Source organism: Pseudomonas nunensis (assembly GCF_024296925.1).
Lineage (GTDB): Bacteria > Pseudomonadota > Gammaproteobacteria > Pseudomonadales > Pseudomonadaceae > Aquipseudomonas > Aquipseudomonas nunensis.
On sequence record NZ_CP101125.1, the window covers coordinates 3,549,502 to 3,569,358 of the forward strand.

General features: G+C 58.2%; 20 protein-coding genes. 12 read left to right on the plus strand and 8 right to left on the minus strand.

Annotated features, from left to right (window positions below; translation table 11 throughout):
• The first annotated feature begins 15 nt into the window (after nt 1-15).
• From xylG to NK667_RS15170, 4 genes are all read left to right on the plus strand, one after another.
• A complete protein-coding gene (xylG, locus tag NK667_RS15155) occupies nt 16-1,572 on the plus strand; it encodes a D-xylose ABC transporter ATP-binding protein (RefSeq protein WP_054615292.1) in 1,557 nt (518 codons plus the stop codon).
• The gene (locus tag NK667_RS15160; RefSeq protein WP_054055033.1) at nt 1,573-2,709 is read left to right on the plus strand and encodes a sugar ABC transporter permease; all 1,137 of its coding nucleotides are present in this window, start codon (nt 1,573-1,575) and stop codon (nt 2,707-2,709) included.
• 105 nt (nt 2,710-2,814) lie between these two features.
• Nucleotides 2,815-3,351, plus strand: coding sequence for a P-loop NTPase family protein (locus NK667_RS15165; protein WP_054615293.1), 537 nt, complete (start codon nt 2,815-2,817; stop codon nt 3,349-3,351).
• Nucleotides 3,352-3,465: 114 nt separating this feature from the next.
• A complete protein-coding gene (locus tag NK667_RS15170; RefSeq protein WP_054615294.1) occupies nt 3,466-3,714 on the plus strand; it encodes a hypothetical protein in 249 nt (82 codons plus the stop codon).
• Nucleotides 3,715-3,923: 209 nt separating this feature from the next.
• Here the strand turns inward: NK667_RS15170 and NK667_RS15175 are convergent, their stop codons facing one another.
• Nucleotides 3,924-4,778, minus strand: coding sequence for an SDR family oxidoreductase (locus NK667_RS15175; RefSeq protein ID WP_054615295.1), 855 nt, complete (start codon nt 4,776-4,778; stop codon nt 3,924-3,926).
• A 147-nt stretch (nt 4,779-4,925) separates the two neighbouring features.
• On the opposite strand from NK667_RS15175, the gene NK667_RS15180 reads away from it, so the two are divergent.
• Nucleotides 4,926-5,273: a winged helix-turn-helix transcriptional regulator gene (locus NK667_RS15180; RefSeq protein ID WP_236708631.1), complete on the plus strand. Its 348-nt coding sequence runs from the start codon at nt 4,926-4,928 to the stop codon at nt 5,271-5,273.
• A 23-nt stretch (nt 5,274-5,296) separates the two neighbouring features.
• Here the strand turns inward: NK667_RS15180 and NK667_RS15185 are convergent, their stop codons facing one another.
• The 4 genes from NK667_RS15185 to NK667_RS15200 form a co-directional block, all read right to left on the minus strand.
• The gene (locus tag NK667_RS15185) at nt 5,297-5,824 is read right to left on the minus strand and encodes an ester cyclase (protein ID WP_236708599.1); all 528 of its coding nucleotides are present in this window, start codon (nt 5,822-5,824) and stop codon (nt 5,297-5,299) included.
• 49 nt (nt 5,825-5,873) lie between these two features.
• A complete protein-coding gene (locus NK667_RS15190) occupies nt 5,874-6,284 on the minus strand; it encodes a nuclear transport factor 2 family protein (protein WP_054615297.1) in 411 nt (136 codons plus the stop codon).
• A gap of 30 nt (nt 6,285-6,314) precedes the next feature.
• Complete coding sequence (locus tag NK667_RS15195) at nt 6,315-6,935, minus strand: NADPH-dependent F420 reductase (RefSeq protein WP_054615298.1); 621 nt, start codon at nt 6,933-6,935, stop codon at nt 6,315-6,317.
• 67 nt (nt 6,936-7,002) lie between these two features.
• The gene (locus tag NK667_RS15200; protein ID WP_054615299.1) at nt 7,003-7,941 is read right to left on the minus strand and encodes an SDR family oxidoreductase; all 939 of its coding nucleotides are present in this window, start codon (nt 7,939-7,941) and stop codon (nt 7,003-7,005) included.
• 171 nt (nt 7,942-8,112) lie between these two features.
• Between NK667_RS15200 and NK667_RS15205 the strand changes: the two genes are divergently transcribed.
• The 4 genes from NK667_RS15205 to NK667_RS15220 all read left to right on the plus strand — a co-directional run bounded on the left by NK667_RS15205 (nt 8,113) and on the right by NK667_RS15220 (nt 11,316).
• Complete coding sequence (locus tag NK667_RS15205) at nt 8,113-8,565, plus strand: winged helix-turn-helix transcriptional regulator (protein WP_054615300.1); 453 nt, start codon at nt 8,113-8,115, stop codon at nt 8,563-8,565.
• Between the two features lie 161 nt (nt 8,566-8,726).
• Complete coding sequence (locus tag NK667_RS15210) at nt 8,727-9,557, plus strand: alpha/beta fold hydrolase (RefSeq protein ID WP_054615301.1); 831 nt, start codon at nt 8,727-8,729, stop codon at nt 9,555-9,557.
• A gap of 121 nt (nt 9,558-9,678) precedes the next feature.
• Nucleotides 9,679-10,542, plus strand: a complete 864-nt coding sequence (locus NK667_RS15215) for a hypothetical protein (protein WP_054615302.1) — start codon at nt 9,679-9,681, stop codon at nt 10,540-10,542.
• Nucleotides 10,543-10,749: 207 nt separating this feature from the next.
• Nucleotides 10,750-11,316 carry a Pycsar system effector family protein gene (locus NK667_RS15220; RefSeq protein WP_054055051.1) on the plus strand — a complete coding sequence of 189 codons (567 nt, stop codon included), beginning with the start codon at nt 10,750-10,752 and terminating at the stop codon, nt 11,314-11,316.
• 54 nt (nt 11,317-11,370) lie between these two features.
• On the opposite strand, the gene NK667_RS15225 is transcribed toward NK667_RS15220, so the two are convergent.
• Nucleotides 11,371-12,297 carry a Gfo/Idh/MocA family protein gene (locus NK667_RS15225; RefSeq protein WP_054615303.1) on the minus strand — a complete coding sequence of 309 codons (927 nt, stop codon included), beginning with the start codon at nt 12,295-12,297 and terminating at the stop codon, nt 11,371-11,373.
• 152 nt (nt 12,298-12,449) lie between these two features.
• Between NK667_RS15225 and NK667_RS15230 the strand changes: the two genes are divergently transcribed.
• Together NK667_RS15230 and proP are read left to right on the plus strand one after the other, a co-directional pair.
• Nucleotides 12,450-13,355, plus strand: coding sequence for a bestrophin family protein (locus NK667_RS15230; protein ID WP_054615304.1), 906 nt, complete (start codon nt 12,450-12,452; stop codon nt 13,353-13,355).
• A 116-nt stretch (nt 13,356-13,471) separates the two neighbouring features.
• Nucleotides 13,472-14,974 carry a glycine betaine/L-proline transporter ProP gene (gene proP, locus NK667_RS15235; protein WP_054615305.1) on the plus strand — a complete coding sequence of 501 codons (1,503 nt, stop codon included), beginning with the start codon at nt 13,472-13,474 and terminating at the stop codon, nt 14,972-14,974.
• Between the two features lie 3 nt (nt 14,975-14,977).
• Here the strand turns inward: proP and NK667_RS15240 are convergent, their stop codons facing one another.
• Complete coding sequence (locus NK667_RS15240) at nt 14,978-17,875, minus strand: sensor domain-containing phosphodiesterase (protein WP_054615306.1); 2,898 nt, start codon at nt 17,873-17,875, stop codon at nt 14,978-14,980.
• Nucleotides 17,876-18,105: 230 nt separating this feature from the next.
• Here NK667_RS15240 and NK667_RS15245 point away from each other — a divergent pair, with 230 nt between their 5' ends.
• Nucleotides 18,106-18,777, plus strand: a complete 672-nt coding sequence (locus NK667_RS15245; protein WP_054615307.1) for a class I SAM-dependent methyltransferase — start codon at nt 18,106-18,108, stop codon at nt 18,775-18,777.
• A gap of 9 nt (nt 18,778-18,786) precedes the next feature.
• Here NK667_RS15245 and NK667_RS15250 read toward each other — a convergent pair whose 3' ends face one another.
• Nucleotides 18,787-19,824 (minus strand): GGDEF domain-containing protein, encoded by a 1,038-nt coding sequence (locus tag NK667_RS15250; protein WP_054615308.1) that lies wholly within the window; start codon nt 19,822-19,824, stop codon nt 18,787-18,789.
• Nucleotides 19,825-19,857 lie beyond the last annotated feature (33 nt).

Sequence of the window (19,857 nt, forward strand, 5' to 3'; positions counted from 1 at the left end):
ATACGAGCCCTCTCCATGTCCGACTATCTGCTGCAAATGAACGGTATCGTCAAAACCTTCGGCGGTGTCAAAGCGCTCAATGGCATCGACATCAAGGTCAAGCCGGGTGAGTGCGTCGGGCTGTGCGGCGAGAATGGCGCCGGCAAGTCCACGCTGATGAAGATCCTCTCTGCGGTCTACCCCCATGGCACCTGGGACGGTGAAATCCTCTGGGAAGGTCAACCGCTCAAGGCGCAATCGATCAGCGAAACGGAAGCTGCCGGTATCGTCATCATTCACCAGGAACTGACGCTGGTTCCCGACCTGTCGGTGGCCGAGAACATTTTCATGGGCCATGAACTGACGCTGCCCGGTGGGCGGATGAATTACCCGGCGATGATTCACCGCGCCGAAGCCCTGATGCGTGAATTGAAAGTGCCAGACATGAACGTATCGCTGCCGGTATCGCAGTACGGCGGCGGCTATCAGCAACTGGTGGAAATCGCCAAGGCACTGAACAAGCACGCGCGCCTGCTGATCCTCGACGAGCCTTCATCGGCCTTGACCCGTTCGGAAATCGAGGTGCTGCTGGACATCATCCGCGACCTCAAAGCCAAGGGTGTTGCCTGTGTCTACATCTCCCACAAGCTCGATGAAGTGGCCGCCGTGTGCGACACCATTTCGGTGATCCGTGACGGCAAACACATCGCCACGACCGCCATGGCGGACATGGATATTCCACAGATCATCACCCAGATGGTCGGACGGGAAATGAGCAACCTCTACCCCACCGAGCCGCACGACATTGGCGAGGTGATTTTCGAGGCGCGCCACATCACTTGCTATGACGTCGACAACCCCAGGCGCAAACGGGTCGACGATATTTCGTTCAGTCTCAAGCGCGGGGAGATCCTCGGCATCGCCGGGCTGGTCGGTGCAGGCCGCACGGAACTGGTGACAGCGCTGTTCGGCGCCTACCCCGGTCGCCACGAAGGCGAGGTCTGGCTGGATGGCCAACTCATCGACACCCGCACGCCGCTCAAGTCAATCCGTGCCGGCCTGTGCCTGGTGCCCGAGGACCGCAAGCGCCAGGGCATCATTCCAGACCTGGGCGTCGGCCAGAACATCACCCTGGCCGTGCTCGACAGTTACTCGAAACTGACCCGCATCGATGCCGAAGCCGAACTGGGCAGCATCGGTCGAGAAATTTCGCGCCTGCACCTCAAGACTGCGAGTCCGTTCCTGCCGATCACCAGTCTGTCCGGTGGCAATCAACAAAAAGCCGTATTGGCGAAGATGCTGCTGACCAAACCCCGGGTGCTGATTCTCGATGAGCCCACCCGCGGTGTGGATGTCGGCGCCAAGTACGAGATCTACAAGCTGATGGGGGCGCTGGCGGCCGAAGGTGTGTCGATCATCATGGTGTCGTCGGAGCTGGCCGAAGTGCTCGGCGTTTCCGACCGCGTACTGGTGATCGGTGAAGGCCAGTTGCGGGGCGACTTCATCAACCACGGACTCACCCAGGAACAGCTGCTCGCCGCCGCACTCAGCCAGCCTGATGGCCATAACAATAATGATCGGAAATCCGCGTAAATGAATCAGGTCAAACAACTCTTCACCCGCTACAAGATGCTCGCGCTGGTATTTGCCGTGGCGTTTATCTGGCTGTTCTTCAGTTGGCAGACCGAGGGCGGATTCCTTACACCGCGCAACCTCTCCAACCTGCTGCGCCAGATGTCCATTACCGGGATTCTCGCCTGCGGCATGGTGCTGGTCATCATCAGCGGCGAGATCGATTTGTCGGTCGGCTCATTGCTGGGCCTGCTCGGTGGCGTCGCGGCTATTCTCGACGTTGTCTACCACATACCGCTGCTGGCGAACCTGAGCCTAGTCGCCCTGTGCGGACTGCTGATCGGCCTCGCCAACGGCTACATGGCCGCCTACCTGCGCATTCCGTCTTTCATCGTCGGGCTGGGAGGCATGCTGGCTTTCCGGGGCATTTTGCTGGGGATTACCGGCGGCACGACCATCGCCCCGGTGTCGCCGGAACTCGTCTACATCGGCCAGGGTTATTTGCCCCACACGATCGGCACGGGCCTGGGCGTTCTGCTGTTCGCACTGACGTTGTTCCTGACCTGGAAACAACGGCGCAATCGCGCCCTTCACGGCCTTGCGGCACATTCACTGGTGCGTGACGTCGTGCGCGTGCTGTTGATCGGCGCGGTGCTGGCTGGCTTCGTCCAGACCCTCAACAGCTATGACGGCATTCCCGTACCAGTCCTGCTTCTGCTGGTTCTACTAGGAGGGTTCAGCTACGTGACCAGCCAGACCGTCTTCGGCCGACGCGTGTATTCCGTGGGCAGCAACATGGAAGCGACACGCCTGTCCGGTATCAATGTGCAGGCCGTGAAGCTGTGGATTTTCGGGATCATGGGCGTGATGTGCGCCCTCGCCGGCGTGGTCAACACCGCACGCCTGGCCGCCGGTTCACCCTCGGCCGGCAGCATGGGCGAACTCGACGCCATCGCCGCCTGCTTCATCGGCGGCACCTCCATGCGCGGCGGCTCCGGCACCGTCTACGGCGCCCTCCTCGGCGCGCTGGTCATCACCAGCCTGGACAACGGCATGTCTATGCTCGATGTCGACAGTTACTGGCAGATGATCGTCAAGGGCAGCATTCTGGTGTTGGCCGTGTGGGTCGATGTGAGCACTCGGACCGGGAGACGTTGATGCGCTGAGGATGAAGTGATCCTCGGCAGTTTGCTTCTGGCCAGACTTTAATTGCCCATGCAAAACCTGCACAATCGCCGGCTTTTTCTGTGACAGGACGTCCCCATGCAACGGATTGTAATCCTGGGCAATGCCGGTAGCGGCAAATCTACCCTCGCCCGCGCCTTGGGCAAGCGCCTCGACCTTCCCGTTGTGCACCTGGACACCCTGTTCTGGGAGCCCGGCTGGGTCGAGCCCGATGCCGAGCAATTTCGCTTACGCGTCAGCGAAGCGATCGCTACGGATGCCTGGATTTGTGAGGGCAACTATGCCCGGCGCACATTCGACCTGCGCCTGCCCCGTGCCGACCTGATCATTTGGCTCGATACGCCACGGCTCACCTGTTTCACCCGGGTGATCCTGCGCAGCATCATGAACCGCCCTCGCTCAGACCTTCCAGCAGGCTGCACAGAAAAGCTCGACCGGGCGTTCCTGACCTTTCTGAACTTCGTCTGGAATTTCGATCGTGGCTACCGCCCAGGTATCGACGCGGTGCGCCAAGCCATTGGCCCGCAGATTCCTACGGTGCATTTGCGGGGCCGGCGTCAGATTGAGGCATTTCTAGGTAGCTTGCCTGGGGCGCCTGAGGCCTGCTTTGAATAGATGACCCATCTCGACGCATCAAAAAAATTTGAACCGCTTTTTGACGCGCTCTCCTAATGATCAGCATGTGGAGAATCCCACAGGCAATGTGCCAATACCGGCATACTTCGAAAGGTGGTCAACGTGGCTAAAGATGAGAAGAAAAGCAAAGGCGAGTCTTCAAAAGCCAGCAAGGATTTGAAAGACAAAAAGTCATCACCGGCAAAAAAATCAGCTGCGGCGTCGGCTCTTTCGAAAGCTTCCGATAAGAAAGACAAGAAAAAAGATGCCGAACCAAAGAAATCTGCAAAAAAAGCTGATAGCAAGCCAGAAAAGGCTAAAAAATCAGAGAAGGCAGAAAAGCCGGCGAAAAAGAAAAAATGACATCTACTATCTGCTAGGGCTTTACCCCCTAGCATCCTCACGCTGTGTTGCCTTCAATGTCGCCACCGGTAGCAATAGGTTGGAAACGGCCAATCGCGACAGGCTCCGATCGGTCAGAAGCGGACGTTCACCCGGTCCTCGATGGTTGGCGTGGGTGGCTTTGCTCAATGCGGCTTGGAAGCATTAAGCAAAGCTGCTGCTGGCTAGTTTTAGTACTTAAGCGCCGCGCTAACGGATTGAGCAATCAGGGTCGTTGGACGTCCCAACAACTCACTCAGTTGGCGAGAGTCATCAAACAGATCGCCTTTAGCTGCTGCGGCATCAGAATCAGCCAGCAGCCCGGCGAACTCTGCCGGCAGGCCCAATCCAATGAGTACTGCCTTGTATTGCTCTTGTGGAAGATCGTTGTAAACAACGGTCTTACCGGATTGTTTGGCGACTTCCGTGGCCAGTTCGGATAACGAGTAACTCTCATCACCCGCCAGTTCGTATACCTTGCCTGCCTGACCTTCGCTGGTCAGTACAACGGCTGCCGCGTCAGCATAATCTTTTCGCGCTGCGGAGGAGATTCGACCCTCTTGCGCACAACCCAGAATGGCTCCGTGCTCGACCGCAGGCGACACGCTGGCGGTGTAGTTCTCGCTGTACCAACCATTACGCAGCAGTACGTAATTCAATCCAGACTCTACCAACGCCCGTTCGGTATCCCGGTGCTCGACAGCCAGGCCAAGTGTCGACTTGTCTGCGTGCAGCATGCTGGTGTACGCCAGAAGTTGAACGCCCGAAGATTTGGCCGCCTCAATGACGGCACGATGTTGTGCCGTACGCTGGCCGACTTCGCTTGACGAAATCAGCAGCAGACGCTGAACACCGACCAAAGCACCAAGGAGGGTTTCAGGCTGGTTGTAATCTGCTTGGCGGACGTTAACGCCTTTCGCGCCAAGATCTTGCGCCTTGAGTGGGTCGCGCACCAACGCGACGATTTCGTGTGGGTTGACGGTTTTAAGCAGCGAATCGATAACGAGACGGCCCAATTGGCCGGTAGCACCTGTGACGGCAATCATAATGAAGCACCTTGATTCCAAAGGAAGGAGTGATCATCCTATGGCACAGGCTAACTAATAGTAAGTACGTACAAAAAGGTAAGTATCATGAGCCGCCAAGATTATGTCCCTCACCTTGTTTCCGACAAAATACGTCGCGGCGAACTTATGCATGCTGATTGCCCTTCGCGAGAGGTCCTCAAGCATATGACCAGCCGCTGGGGCGTCCTGGTGCTAGTTGTTTTATTGGGGGGCACGCATCGTTTTAGTGAGCTGCGTCGGAAAATCGGTGGAGTGAGTGAGAAAATGCTTTCACAGACACTCCAGGGGTTAGAGGGCGATGGGCTCGTCAACCGGCTCTCTCGACCGATAGTGCCACCCTATGTGGAATACACGTTGACTCCCCTGGGAGAGGCAGCAGCGACCAAGGTAGAAGCAATGGTCGACTGGATTGAAAACAACCTGCCCGAGATTATGCAGTTCAGGAGCGAAAACGCGGACGCAGAAAAGAGCTGACCTCCGCGAAGGACCGCTTTGGGTCAATAGCTGCTTTCCACGGAGGGCACTCCGGGTCGCATATTCGAGAGTGCCCTCCCCCCCATAGAAGCAAAACTTGATGCGCCCCCCAGCATCACCCATCCCCCCCCAACAAGCCCAAGTTGCTGCTGCATGACGGAAGCCGCGTTGTAGCAATTAAAAGAGATGACCTTTCCACCCTCCAGGTGAAAAACGTCACAACACGGAACATCAATTACCTTGCCCGTTGGGGCGACAGGCCCTGAGGGAAGTGTCAGCTCACCTTTATGCGTCCCCCGAATGGCGAGTTCGACGACTACGACATTCTCCGCGACGTAGATGTTGAATAGCTCGCGGTGAACATCAGGGAATGCACTTGCGAATGCGTCGATTGCATCGCCAATCGCCTGCCCGCGCAACGTCATGCCGGTAGGAATGTCGCGCATGTATCCTTCTTTCGAGAAGAAGGAGACGAACTTCGCAATGTCTTTTCCGCTTCCCTCCCCGGCGGCGTACAGTTCTGTGACGATTTGTTTATTGTTAAACATCATCAATCCTCCACGTAGTGGGTACAGACTAAGTTGGCGCTGTAGCCGCTGCTCAACGGCTGGCGTTCGGCTCGGAGGCCCGTGCCAGTGCTTGTGTATCGATATATTCCCGGATGTGCGTCACTTTTCCATTGCGTACAGTAATGGCGAAGACCCAATCGTCCTGCCACGTCTTGTTCGTCGCTTTAATTTTGCCTCTGGCGAAGCCGAGGACCAGGACGCGGTCGCCCTGCGCTATGAATTCTCGGGGTTCCAGGAGTGAGGTTTCCATCGTTTCGGATTGCGTCTTGAACAAATTTGTCAATCCGGCGTGTCCGCGGTGTGTGCCGGCCAGCGGCCATTTCTCGCCGGGAATGACCCACTCGATATCTTCGGCAAACAACGCCAGCAGACCTTGCCTGTCGCCGCTGCCGATGGCTGCAAACGCATCCTTCACAATCTGGACATTCTCTTGCTCGTTCATCGAAATCTCTCCGTTTCTCGGGCGTCTGACTCAGCCGATATCGACGTTCAAGGCGATGTCCCAACTGCCGGCACCGTTTTTCGCCAGGCCGATCATCATCAGGCCGAGCGCCTCGAGCGTTTGGGCCATGTGCAGGCCGCCGACGTCCAGCGGGCGCAGCCCGATACTCTCGATGAACGTCGAGACGCGCGCCTTGGCCTGCGAATCGTCGGCTGCAATAAAGGCGTCGAGGCGTCCACCCTTGGCTAGAACGTGGCCGAACAGGGTGTTGAACGCCTTCACCACATGCGCGCCGGCGGGGGCGATTTTGGCGATTTCCTGTGCACCGGAACTGCCGGCCGGAGAGACGAGTCCCGTGAGGTCCGGGGAGGCTGTGTTGGTGATGTCGATGATCACTTTGCCGTCGAGCGCGTCGCCGTAGTCGGCCACCACCGACTCCGCACCGGTGTATGGCACGGCGAGGATGACGATGTCGCCAGCCGGCGCGGCCCCGTAGATTCCAGTGGTCGCGCCAGCGGCGAGTTTGTCGGCCAGCGCCTGCGCCTTGGCCGGGTCGCGGCTGATCACCTCAACGGTATGTCCGGCTTTGGCGGTACGACCGGCAATCGCCGCGGCCATGCCGCCCGAGCCGATAATGCTGATAGTGCTCATGGGTATTTTCCTAGTGAAATTGTTGTCCGCCGGGCCAGTGGCGGCCCGGTTGCCTGCTCGACTCAAATCAGTCGGCAGGGAAGTAATGACCGTTGTCCAGGTCATCGAGCAGGCCAGGCTGAGCAGGCTTCCATCCGAGGGTCTGGCGGGTGATGAGGTTGGACGCCGGCAGGTCCAGCGTGACCATATTCGCGAGGAACCCGAAGTACCCCGGCAGCATCAGTACGTCCGCGGGAATGCTCACGGCCGGCATGCCCAGACGGCTGCCAATGGCCTCGGCGATCTCGCGGAAGCGGATGCCCTCGCCTTCAATCCCGTGCCAGGATTTGCCAGCGGGACCTTTCTCCAGCGCGAGGCGGAACAACGAGGCGAGGTCGCGGGCGTGCACGGCAGGCCACAGGTTCGCGCCGTCTGCGGGATAGCCGATGACGCCCTTCTCCTTCGCGAGCCCGATCAGCAGCGTGAGGAAGCCGGCATCGGTCGTGCTGTGCGCGATCGGAGGAATACGCACGACCGACGACCGCACGCCCCGCTCCGCGAGGCCGATTACGGTAGTTTCCACAACGTTACGCACCCGCAAAGTCCCTTTGTACTGGTCGCCGCCGGGAAGAGCCGGGTCCTCCTCAGTGGCTGGCCGGCCGAGGTTTTCCCACCCCGGCGAGCCAATGCTCCCGGATACAACCAGCGGCTTTCCGGTGCCGGCCAGTGCCTCGCCGTACGCGAGCATGATCTGGCGCTCCGCGATCGCCACGGCGTCAATGCCGCCGGAGGGAAGCAGGTCTTGCCGGTGCGCAACGTGGATAACGCCGTCTGATTCCGATGCTGCCGACTTGAGCACGTCGAGGTCGGAAATATCCCCGCGACGCACCTTGGCGCCGAGTGCGGACAACGCCGCCGCGGACTCGTCGGACCGGGCCAGGCCAGTGACTTCGTGGCCGGCGGCGATAAGGTCGGGGATGATGTACGAACCGATATGGCCGGTTCCGCCAGTGACTAAAACGTGCATGTTAAGGCTCCATGGGCGAGATGTGATGCGAGAAAGAGTGATGCGGGAACGCTCAGCCGAGATGGCTGACGTCGATTGAGAATGTAAAACCATGCTGGTCTCTTCACTTGCAAAAAGCAAGCAATCAGCCGAATTTTACTTGCAGCATGCAAGCGATGCTAAGATCCCGCCATGAAGAAAACTCTTAAAGAAGACATTCGATCCCATTGCGCGGTGAACTACGGCGTGGAGATCTTCGGTGACCGCTGGTCGCTCTTGATCATTCGCGACATCGTTTTTGTTGGAAAGAAAACCTATGGCGATTTCCTGAAATCGGAAGAGGGAATCGCGACCAATGTTCTGGCTTCCCGACTGGCCTTTCTGGAGGAACAAGGCGTTCTCTCGAAGGCGCCCAACCCCAACGACAAGCGCAAGGATTTCTACACGCTGACCGAGAAGGGCCTGGACCTCATTCCTGTTGTGATCAGCATCGTGCTGTGGAGCGCGAAGCATGATTCAAAGTCGTATGTGCGGCGCCAAGAGGATTTGATTGCTCGATTGAGCCAAAACCCCATGCAGGCGAGCGAGGAAGTGAAAGCGCTGGTCCGCAATGGCGGGTGCATCTTTCCTGAGAACGGGAATTGAACAACGCGGCAAACGCGCCCTGCCCCACCCATCGCTTCAAAGCCCCTCTCTCCATCCGTCTTCTACACTGACCAAGCCCGCTCGTGCCCCTTGGCGCACGACTGCGGGCTCACTGCCTTTTGCACGCCCCACACCCACCAAAACGCGAGGGGACACACGCCATGAACTCAATTACGACCAAAGACGGCACGCAGATTTTCTACAAGGATTGGGGGCCGAAAGACGCGACGCCCATTGTGTTTCACCACGGCTGGCCGTTGAGCGCGGACGACTGGGACAACCAGATGATGTTCTTCCTGCTAAAAGGCTTCCGGGTGATCGCCCACGACCGTCGCGGTCACGGACGCTCGACCCAGACCTGGGAAGGCAATGAAATGGACACCTACACCGCCGACGTCATCGAGCTGACCGATGCGCTCGACCTCAAGGGTGCGATTCATGTCGGCCATTCCACCGGTGGCGGTGAAGTCGCACGCTACGCCGCCCGGGCCAAACCGGGACGGGTGGCCAAAGCGGTGCTGATCAGCGCGGTTCCGCCGATCATGGTCAAGTCGGAAAAGAACCCCGGCGGGTTACCCCTGGAGGTGTTCGACGGGTTCCGCGCGGCATTGGTCGCCAGTCGCGCGCAGTTTTACGTGGACGTGCCGGCGGGGCCTTTCTATGGGTTCAATCGGCCAGGCGCCAAAGTCTCGCAAGGCGTCATCGATAACTGGTGGCGGCAAGGCATGATGGGCGGCGCGAAAGCGCATTACGATTGCATCAAGGCGTTTTCAGAAACCGACTTCACCGAAGACCTGAAAGCGATTCAGGTACCGACGTTAGTCATGCATGGTGAGGACGATCAAATCGTGCCGTTCGCCGACTCGGCGCCGCTGTCGGCCAAACTGTTGAAGCATCCGACGCTCAAGACCTACCCGGGCTTCCCGCACGGGATGCCGACGACGAATGCGGATCAGATCAACGCGGATCTACTGGCGTTTATTCGCGGCTGAAGATAAGGGGCCACGTTGGTTTTCAAAGAAAATTGATCTGTGCCCTTTTTCTCCCATGCAGCATTTATCGCCATCTGGGCGAAACGTCAGACTCCAGGCCAAGGTAATGGAGATGCTTTAAATGGAAATCAATGACAAGGGTTTATTCGACCGAATCACCTTGGCCAACAGAGTGATCAAAGTCGTTCAGGGGTTGCTGGGAGATACGCCACTCAATCGAAGGGGAAAACTTGAAGAAGTTGAAAGTCTGACCGTTGATGTTCTCGGCGACATGAACACTTTCTTCAAAGTAGTGGCGGTCCGAGAGTACCTTCATACGCGAAGTGACCAACTTCGAACGCGACCGGCACAGCAGAGACACGAGACACGAGTAGCTAACAAACAAATCCGGGCATATGACCCCACTGAAACAGCGAACCGGCCCAAAGTAGTTCTGGGGTCACTTTCGGTTCCTGGCAGCAAAGGTATGTGCCAGGAATACGCAGCGCTGACGTATGGCCTACTTCGGTATTTGCTGCCGCAGACCGATAAGGTTTGTTATGTCTATGAGGACCATATCAAGCATTACTTTTGCACAATTGGCGATCATGACACCCGTGACAGCATCCCTGAAAATTTGATTGTGGTTGATGCCTGGTATACCAAATCAGAGGCGGTCCTCTGGAAAGACAGTGATCATAAGAACAAGGGATACACAGGCTCCGCCATTTATTGCAAACCCGGTAAGAGCGCTGTCAATTTCAACGAGGCCGTAGTCAATGAAGCGTTAGCCCGAGATTTGATCGCCAAAGCCAGACACTCTTACATGGGTCGATTCATGGAAGAGAATTACGAGAGGACCATACAGGGGAGAATTAACGAAGCGAAGGTGGTTCAAAAATCACCTACCACCTTAGTGCTACATGATAGAAATCAATACCCTGGCCATATGTCCACCTTTGCCCGATCGGATAATTATGTGGGCTACGAATTTGTGGCTAAGTAAAAAAGAGGACAGGTTTTTTTTCAAAAAAATAAACCTGTCCTCTTTTCAGTCCAAACCTTGACCCATCCTTTGGTCGACTCGCGCCTGGGCCCCCTAGCACAAATGGCTTATCTGGCTAGCCTATCCATCAAGAGCCACATGTGTCAGGCAACGAAATGTGGATGCCCGCCAGTGGAAGCAAGTACCACAGGGCATCAGAGGGCGAACATGGACAATCAAGAGCGCGCCGCGAGACAGTACGAAATCGCACGCGATTTGCACAATCACGTGGAAGGCCAGGCGTCACTCGCCGTCATGAAATCAACGGTGCTGTTGGCGGCCCATGCATTGCTTTGCACGGCCTATATTCAGGTGGGAATAAAGCTCAAGATATTCGCTAAGTCAGAATATAGTCCCCCAGAAGCGCTGTTCGTTTTCTCAGGAATATTGATCCTCGCCGCCTTATTGGTGTCATTGCGGTCCATCTGGCCAAAACTCGAATCCACAGATGACGGTAGGCTCATGTTTTTTGCAGGTATCCAACGGTACCCACAGGCCAGTGACTATGTGAAGGATTACAACAAAACGTCTGAGGCGTTACTCAAATCAATGCTTTTATCAAATATCTACGGAAAATCAGTTTGGCTTTACAGCACCTTTTTGGCGATTCGAATCGCGATCTGCTGCTCGGGTGCCGGCACCTTGCTTTGCGTTATTGCGTTGTGGCTAATAGGGTTTCCCGATGCCCCGGCCCACTCTCTATCATGGCTTTTACATGTGTTTGCAAATGGGTGACTCAGATAAGGGGGCCGATTTACTTTCGAAGTAAATAGATCGGCCCTCTTTTTCTCAATCGAAAAACGCCTCAACCAACACCCGACTCCCCACAAAAAAACTATCCGCAACCAGCCGCAACGGCTGCAAGTCCAAGTCACTGGCCTTGTCGCCAATCAACTGCTGAAAATGCCGATACACCGCCGCGTACTCGCCCTCTTCCGACACCGCCTGGCGCACGCCATCGATGCTCAACAGCGCACCGCCATTGTCCAGGCGCAGCACGCCTTCGGCGCAGCGGATTTCGATGCTCCAGAGTTCATCATGGCCGTGGTCGAAGTCGAACTCCGCGCGGATATCGAGCTGGCGTGCGTCGGACATTTTGATGTCCGCAGCAATCGGCGACTGGCAGTTGTTGGGGACGCGCAGTTCGGCGGATTCGACAAACAGCGGCGACGGCAGCAGATGAGTAACTATCGACAAGGCATTGATGCCCGGATCGAACACGCCCAGGCCGCCGGGCTGCCAGATCCACGCCTGGCCGGGGTGCCATTTGCGCACGTCTTCCTTCCAGTCGATCTGCACGCTTTGCAAGGTGCGGGTGGTCAGCCAGTCGCGGGCGGCTTCGATGCCGGGCGCGTAGCGCGAATGCCAGGCGAACAAACCACTGACGCCTTGTTCCGCGACCTGATTCACCAGCGCCATCGCTTCACCCAAGGTGGCGCACGGCGGTTTTTCCACCAGCACGTGTTTGCCAGCGGCCAGCGCCTGCTGCACCAGGGCGAAGCGGCCTTGCGGGGGTGTGCAGAACGCAATCGCATCGACGGGCGGGCCGTTTTCCAACAGCTCGCCCAGGGACTTGAAGTTCTCCACCCCGGCGCACGGTTGCCCTTGGGTGGCGACAGACACTAACTGGAACGCGGGATTGGCATGGATCGCGGGGACGTGTTGATCCTGGGCAATCTTGCCGTAGCCCACCAGACCGAGACGGATCGGTTGCATCACTGACTCCTGATTGTTTTTCTTATCTTGATAAGCGAACGCGCAAGATTACACCTCTCGGATCATTGATCGCAGCCCCCACCGAACCTTTACCCGGCAACTACCGTCCGAGTTAGAGCGTTAATGCCAAACACTCGCCGCGAGGTCGCCGCTTGAAAGCCGCTGTCATCAAAAAATACCGCCTGATCATCAAGACCATGGGCTATGTGGGTTGGGCCCTGTTCTGGTTATTGTTGTGGGATATCGCCGTCACCGTGGACTTCATGCTGTTTCTCAACAGCAAGATCAACTTGCCGCTGATGCCTTTGACGTTGCTGGGTTCGGCGTTGGTGGTGCTGATCAGTTTTCGCAACAGCAGTGCCTACAATCGCTGGTGGGAAGCGCGCACGTTGTGGGGCGCGATGGTCAATAACTCCCGCAGCTTTGCGCGGCAAGTCCTGACGTTGCTGGATGACCGGGGTAACGAGGTCAATCCGATGAAGGCCACCTTGTTGCGACGCCACGTGGCGTATGTGAATTGCCTGGCGGCGCACTTGCGAGGCCAGCCGTGTCCGGACGAGATACGCGCGTTTATTCCCGCCGAAGAGTTCGCGCGCAGCGGCACCACCAATAATTTTTCCAACGATATTCTCAACGGAACGGCGGCGTTGCTGGCCCAGGAATACAAGGCCGGGCGCCTCGACAGTATTCGTCTGGCGCGGCTCGAATCGACCCTGGTTGACCTGTCCAACAGCCAGGGCGGCATGGAGCGGATTGCCAATACGCCTCTGCCCTACCCTTACGTGTATTTTCCACGGCTGTTTATTTCGCTGTTTTGCCTGATTGTGCCGGTTGGGCTGGTCGAGTCCCTGGGCTGGTTTACTCCGCTGGCCTCGACGGTGGTGGGCTTCATGCTGCTGGCCATCGAACGCATCGGCACCGATCTGCAAAGCCCGTTTCGCGACAGCGAGCACCAGATCCAGATGGAAGCCCTGTGCGAAACCATCGAGAAAAACCTGCAATCGATGCAGCGTGATTCGCTGCATGGCGATCGACTCGCGCCCCCCGCTGTCGCGTAGGGCTGATAAAAAAAGCGCTGGGCGGTGAATTATTCAGTGTCCTCATGTATCTGAACCAAAGAGTACGTGCCATTAAAACAATGGCAATGAAATGGATCAGCAACAGAGTAACTCGGATGAAATCACGCAAAAAAACCGTCAATCCGATCGGATTGGAAGACATCACCATTGTCGACGACGCCAAGATGCGCAAGGCGATCACCGCCGCCGCACTGGGCAATGCCATGGAATGGTTCGACTTCGGCGTCTATGGCTTTGTCGCCTATGTGCTCGGCAAGGTGTTCTTTCCCGATGCGTCCCCCAGCGTTCAGATGATTGCCGCACTGGCGACCTTCTCGGTGCCGTTCCTGATCCGTCCCCTGGGCGGTCTGTTCTTCGGCGCATTGGGCGACAAATACGGGCGACAGAAAGTCCTCGCGGCCACCATCGTGATCATGTCCCTCAGCACCTTTGCCATCGGACTGATTCCCTCCTATGCCTCGATCGGCATATGGGCGCCGATCCTGCTGTTGCTGGCCAAGATGGCCCAAGGCTTCTCGGTGGGCGGCGAATACACCGGCGCCTCGATCTTCGTCGCCGAGTATGCCCCGGACCGCAAGCGCGGCTTTCTCGGGAGCTGGCTGGACTTCGGCTCGATCGCCGGCTTCGTCCTCGGCGCAGGCCTGGTGGTGATGATTTCTGCGGTAGTCGGCGAAGAGAAATTCCAGGATTGGGGCTGGCGCTTGCCGTTCTTCCTCGCCCTGCCCTTGGGCATGATCGGCCTCTACTTGCGTAACGCGCTCGAAGAGACCCCGGCGTTCCAACAGCACGTTGAAAAGCTTGAGCAAGGCGACCGTGAAGGCTTAGCGCGCGGCCCGAAAGTGTCGTTCAAGGAAGTCGCCACCAAGCACTGGCGCAGCCTGATGACCTGCATCGGCGTGGTGGCCGTGACCAACGTCACCTACTACATGCTGCTCACCTACATGCCGAGCTACCTCTCGCACAACCTGCACTACAGCGAAAACCGTGGCGTGCTGATCATCATCGCGATCATGGTCGGCATGTTGTTCGTGCAGCCCCTGATCGGTTTTATCAGCGACAAGATTGGCCGCAGGCCCTTCATCCTGTTTGGCAGCATCGCGCTGTTCTGCCTGGCGATTCCGGCCTTCATGCTGATCAACAGCGGCAAGCTCGGGCTGATTTTCTCGGGTCTGCTGATCATTGCCGTGGTGCTCAACTTCTTCATCGGCGTAATGGCTTCGACCCTGCCGGCGATGTTCCCCACCCACATCCGCTACAGCGCGCTGGCCAGTGCGTTCAACGTTTCGGTGCTGATCGCGGGTTTGACCCCGACCCTGGTGGCGTGGCTGGTGGAAAGCACCAACAACCTGTACATGCCGGCGTACTACCTGATGGTGATCGCCATTGTGGGTCTGGTGACCGGCATCACCATGAAGGAAACCGCCAACATGCCCTTGCGCGGCGCAGCCCCGGCGGCGTCCGACTTAGAGGAAGCGAAGGAACTGCTGCAGGAGCACGAAGATAATATCGAGCAGAAAATCGAAGACATCGACGCGCAGATCGCCGAACTGGAAGCCAAGCGCAAGAACCTGGTGCAACAGCATCCGCGCATCAACTAAGCCCTAGTGACCGATCAGGGTTGTCGCCAACAACGCCTTCAACCCCATCGGTTTGGCAAAGTAATAACCCTGGGCCTGCCCCGCGCCCATTTCGCGCAGCAGGTCCAGGGTCGCTTCATCCTCGACACCTTCCGCCACCACGCTCAGGTCCAGCGATTCGGCCATGCGCACAATCGCCCGGACGATTGCGCGACTGCGCGGGCTGGTGGTCAGTTCGAGGATGAACGACTTGTCGATTTTCAAGCCACTGAAACGGTATTGATGCACGTAGCTCAGGGATGAAAACCCTGCGCCGAAGTCGTCGAGCACCACCGACATGCCGTTGTCGGCCAGTTGCTGCATGGTCAGTCGCGCAATCGCCGGCTCGGCGACCAGCGCACCCTCGGTCAATTCCAGGCAGATCCGCGACGGCGCGACCCCGTGCTGCGCCAGCAGAGCCAGCACGTCACTGGCGAAGTCCGGACGCGTCATGCTGTAGCTGGAACAGTTGACGTGCACTGGCGGCCAATTGGCGTGCTCGGGTTGGGCGAGGATCACGGCGATGCTGGTCAGCATGTACAAATCCAGTCGGCCGATCAGGCGCAAGCCCTCGACATCCGGCAAAAACTCGCCCGGCGCGATCACCCGGCCGTCCGGCTGATGCCACCGGATTAGCGCTTCGAGGGCCAGCAGTTCGCCGGTTTCGACGCTGACTATCGGTTGGAAATACGGCAGCAATTCGTTGGTGCGTTTGAGCGCGTTGCGCAAGGCGCCTTCTCGTTCGACCTGGTCCGAGACTTCGCGGCGCACTTCCTGGTTGAACACCGCGTAGCTGTCGCGCCCCGCACTCTTGACCCGGTACATCGCCGCATCGGCATCGCGCAGCAAGTCCGCGGGCTCGTGATGGAACTGACTGTCGGCGCTGACAATGCCGATACTGCAGGATGAAAAAACCTGGTGGCCATTGATGTTAAACGGCAGGTCAAACGCCACCAGGATCCGTTCGGCGATTTCGATCACCACCTCCAGCGGCGCCTCGGGCGCGAGCACCGAAAACTCATCGCCCCCCAACCGCGCGAGCATGTCGGTGTCGCGCAGGCAGCCACGCAGACGCTGGGCGGCCTGCATCAACAGCAGGTCGCCGAAATGGTGGCCGAGGCTGTCGTTGACCATTTTGAAACGGTCGAGGTCGATGAACATCACGGCCAGGTGCCCGCCCTCGCTGCCAAACTGCGACCAGGCCTGATTAAGGCGCTGTTGCAGGTAGGTACGGTTTGGCAGCCCGGTCAGCGCATCGTGGGAATTTTCGTGTTGCAACTTGGCATTGGCGTGATCGAGTTCACGGGTGCGGTTCTGCACCCGGGCTTCGAGCTTGAGGTTGGCGGCATGGATTGCTTCAGCGGCGGTGCGGCGCGACAGGGCGGTGTCGATGTGTCGCGACACGAACGTCAGCAGTTCCTGATCGCGCAGGGTGTAGCGCACTTGCGAGGTATAGCTTTGCACCGCCAGCACGCCGCGCACCACATCGCCATCGAACAACGGGATGCCCAGCCAGGAATAGGATCGGTAATACACATCGGCGGGTTCGATTTCAGCGTCCACCGTCAATCGTTCAGCCTCATCGGCATCGATCAGGCAAGCTCGACGCTGACGGATCACGTACTCGGTCAAGCCCCGGCTGCCACGCCGTGCTAGCGGGCGAACCGTTTGCCGCTCATCGACGTAATACGGAAAGGTCACTTCAGTGGTCGCGTCGTCGAACAGCGCAATATAGAAGTTCTGCGCGAACAACAGATCGCCGACGATGCCATGTAAGGTTTTAAACAACTCGGCCATGTCGCCGGGCTGGCTCGACAGTTCAGCGATCTGGAACAGCGCGCTCTGCAGATGTTCGGCGCGCTCCCGGTCGGCCACTTCCTGGCGCAAGGCGTCGTTGAGTGCCGAAAGCTCCAGGGTGCGACGCATTACCGTCTCTTCCAGGTCGGCGCGGTGCAGAATCCGGTCCAGTGCCATCGCCACGTGGCGGGCCACCACCAGAAACAGCGCGCGGTCTTCAGCGCTGTAGGCACGGGAAACGTCGTAGACCTGCATCGCCAGCATGCCAAACACGTCGTCTGAGGCATTTTTCAGCGGTGCGCCCATCCAGAACTCGGGACGATCACCCACGCAGTAGAAACGCCCCTCGGCCTGAGCCGCGAGAATGCCCGCAGAGTCGATCAGTAACGGCTGGCCCGTGGTCAACACATAAGCGGTCAGCGACAGGTGCGCAGGGTCGAGGTATTCGTAGTTCTCAGACTCCAGGGCTTCAACATCGATGATGTCGACGTAATACGGGTAGTCCATCTTACCGGTGCGCGGGTCATACAGCGCGAGGTAGAAGTTCTCAGCGTCGATCAGGCTGGCCAGTAGTTGGTGAACCCCCACCAGAAACACCGAGCGGTCGCGGGTCGAACTGGCCAGGTAAGTGATTTCATACAGCACGCGCTGGGTAATCTGCGCGCGGGCCAGGGTATCGGTCTGGACCTGAATGCCCAGGCGCTGGGCAAATTCGTCGAGCGCCGGTTCTTCGGCATCGTCAATCGGCGCGAGCAACCAGCCGAGCACACTTTCGCCGCGACCGGTCGGCCAGCGATGCAGGCGCCAGGTCTGGCAGAAGGCTTCAAAGTCTTCATTCGCAACACTTGATGGCCACTGCACCCGAGGGTCGCCTTGCCCGACCAGGTGCATTTGCTCACCGGCGCGATAAACCACCCACGAGGTGGTATACGTCCAGTTGCGTGCTGATTCCAGCAAATGTTCGATGGTATCCCCGTTGCCAGCGTAGGCCATGCCGAGCGTATCCACGTTCCCTTTTAGTTGAGAGGTGGTAACGCCGCAATCGTTCGATTGCCGCGCAGAGTCGGTCAATGGACGAAAACTCATTAGCGCTCCCTGAGCTAAAAAACTGGCGATACTTTCTTATTGAAAACTAGCAATGTGCCAGTGATCTTTCCGTTTAAAGCTTATGGCAACTTTTATCAATAGTTTTATGCGCTTTAGTGCCAACTATGGGACAGACGATGACTTATTCGCTAGTTATTGCTCAGAACAACCGCTTCCTGGCAAAACAACGTGTCCTATCCTTTATCCAACCAACCACTCTGGACACCGACATGCCCGCCCCAGAATCCACCCTTCTCGACAGTTGGCACCACAACGCCCAACCGTGGATTGATGCCATCCGCAACGGCACGATCGAAAGCCGCCTGCAGGTCACCGACCAGGCGATCCTGCTGGCGGTGCTAAGCCGTCAGCCCGAACGGGTTCTGGACCTCGGTTGCGGTGAGGGCTGGTTGTTGCGTGCATTGGCTGATCGAGCCATTGAGGCGGTCGGGGTGGATGGCGATGCGACGCTGGTCGAGGCGGCACGGGCGGCGGGTTCTTCGCGGGTACAGGTGGCGAGCTATGAAGCGTTGGTGGAGGCGAAGATTGATATCGGCAGCGGCTACGACCTGATCTGCGCCAACTTCGCCCTGTTGCACCAGGACATCATCCCGCTGCTTGCCGCCATGAACGCCCTGCTCGCCCCCGGCGGCGCAATGGTGATCCAGACGCTGCATCCGTGGACTGCGGCGGCAGGTGACTATCAGGACGGCTGGCGCGAAGAGACGTTTGCCGGGTTCAAGGGCCAGTGGCAGCCCATGCCGTGGTACTTCCGCACCTTGTCGAGTTGGCTCAATGCACTGGACATGGCCGGTTTTCGGCTGGTCGGCCTGCAAGAACCGCAGCACCCGCAAAGTCCGGTGCCGCAGTCGTTGTTGTTGGTAGCTGAGCAACGGGGCTGAGCGCTGGCCTCACACGACTTGATTACGCCCATTGCGCTTGGCCTTGTACAGCGCGTCATCGGCCCGAACCACCAGGCTTTCCACCGTGTCGTTCGCGTTGGCAAGGGCGACTCCGAACGACGCCGTCACTGTATCCAGCACTTCATTAGTGCCGCGCGCCTTGATCCGCAGCGCCTGAATCTTCTGGCGCAGCAACTCGGCAACGTCACGGACAGCCGAGAGGTCGGCGCAACCACGCAAGATCACGCAAAACTCTTCGCCGCCATAACGGGCCGCCAGGGCTTGGGGTGGCAGTGAGTTGCGCAGCACCTGCCCCACATGTTCAAGCACGCGGTCGCCCAGCGGGTGGCCGTACTGATCATTGAATTGCTTGAAGTGATCGATATCCAGCATGACCAGCGCGACACCCTGCGCCTCGGTGCGCAACGCTTGCTCCAGCACGCGAGAAAAGGTGTTGCGGTTGAGCACTTGGGTCAGGCCGTCGAGCGTCGCGTCGAGTTGGGCTCGCTGCAGTTTATCGCGCAGGCTTTTGATCTCGTTTTGCGCCGAGTGCAGTTGAGCGAGGAAGCGCTCTTGCTGATCGTGCATCGCCTGAGTGCTCTGTTGCAGCTCGATGAGGATGGTCGGCAATCGCTTGTCGTCCGGCTCTTCGAGCATTTCCAGGCATTGTCCGAGGCTGGCCTTGAAGTTGAGACTGCCACTGACGCTATGGGAGACGTCGCGCTCCATGCCATCAACCAGGTTGATCGCTTGTTGCTGGCCGGCGCGGGCATCCTCCAGTTCGTCGCGAATGATGAAGTCGCGGAACAACTTGGATGCGGACTCCGAAGGGAAATAGTCGAAGTCTTTGACCACCCGATCCAGATGACGATTGAGCTCCGGCTCCAGGCCTTTGCTGTAGGTGTACCACAGCGCGTAGTGCACCGGATTCGGCGCAATGTTGTGTCGCACCATGAGCGGCACGGCTTGTTTCAACAACGCGGCCGCCTCGCGGTAGTCCTCTGGATACAGTGCTAAAGCAGTCGCATGCAGCTCTGATTGGCTCATGACTTCACTATTATTGGTTGTTGTTGGCGAACT

Bases quoted from the DNA above. Each gene is read 5' to 3' on its own strand.
- NK667_RS15250 (WP_054615308.1), bottom strand. From the start codon at position 19,824: ATGAGCCAATCAGAGCTGCATGCGACTGCTTTAGCACTGTATCCAGAG.
- NK667_RS15160 (WP_054055033.1), top strand. From the start codon at position 1,573: ATGAATCAGGTCAAACAACTCTTCACCCGCTACAAGATGCTCGCGCTG.
- NK667_RS15185 (WP_236708599.1), bottom strand. From the start codon at position 5,824: ATGATGTTTAACAATAAACAAATCGTCACAGAACTGTACGCCGCCGGG.
- NK667_RS15175 (WP_054615295.1), bottom strand. From the start codon at position 4,778: ATGATTGCCGTCACAGGTGCTACCGGCCAATTGGGCCGTCTCGTTATC.
- NK667_RS15225 (WP_054615303.1), bottom strand. From the start codon at position 12,297: ATGCAACCGATCCGTCTCGGTCTGGTGGGCTACGGCAAGATTGCCCAG.
- proP (WP_054615305.1), top strand. From the start codon at position 13,472: ATGAAATCACGCAAAAAAACCGTCAATCCGATCGGATTGGAAGACATC.
- NK667_RS15180 (WP_236708631.1), top strand. From the start codon at position 4,926: ATGCATGCTGATTGCCCTTCGCGAGAGGTCCTCAAGCATATGACCAGC.
- NK667_RS15240 (WP_054615306.1), bottom strand. From the start codon at position 17,875: ATGAGTTTTCGTCCATTGACCGACTCTGCGCGGCAATCGAACGATTGC.
- xylG (WP_054615292.1), top strand. From the start codon at position 16: ATGTCCGACTATCTGCTGCAAATGAACGGTATCGTCAAAACCTTCGGC.
- NK667_RS15210 (WP_054615301.1), top strand. From the start codon at position 8,727: ATGAACTCAATTACGACCAAAGACGGCACGCAGATTTTCTACAAGGAT.
- NK667_RS15215 (WP_054615302.1), top strand. From the start codon at position 9,679: ATGGAAATCAATGACAAGGGTTTATTCGACCGAATCACCTTGGCCAAC.
- NK667_RS15200 (WP_054615299.1), bottom strand. From the start codon at position 7,941: ATGCACGTTTTAGTCACTGGCGGAACCGGCCATATCGGTTCGTACATC.
- NK667_RS15205 (WP_054615300.1), top strand. From the start codon at position 8,113: ATGAAGAAAACTCTTAAAGAAGACATTCGATCCCATTGCGCGGTGAAC.
- NK667_RS15165 (WP_054615293.1), top strand. From the start codon at position 2,815: ATGCAACGGATTGTAATCCTGGGCAATGCCGGTAGCGGCAAATCTACC.
- NK667_RS15195 (WP_054615298.1), bottom strand. From the start codon at position 6,935: ATGAGCACTATCAGCATTATCGGCTCGGGCGGCATGGCCGCGGCGATT.
- NK667_RS15190 (WP_054615297.1), bottom strand. From the start codon at position 6,284: ATGAACGAGCAAGAGAATGTCCAGATTGTGAAGGATGCGTTTGCAGCC.
- NK667_RS15220 (WP_054055051.1), top strand. From the start codon at position 10,750: ATGGACAATCAAGAGCGCGCCGCGAGACAGTACGAAATCGCACGCGAT.
- NK667_RS15245 (WP_054615307.1), top strand. From the start codon at position 18,106: ATGCCCGCCCCAGAATCCACCCTTCTCGACAGTTGGCACCACAACGCC.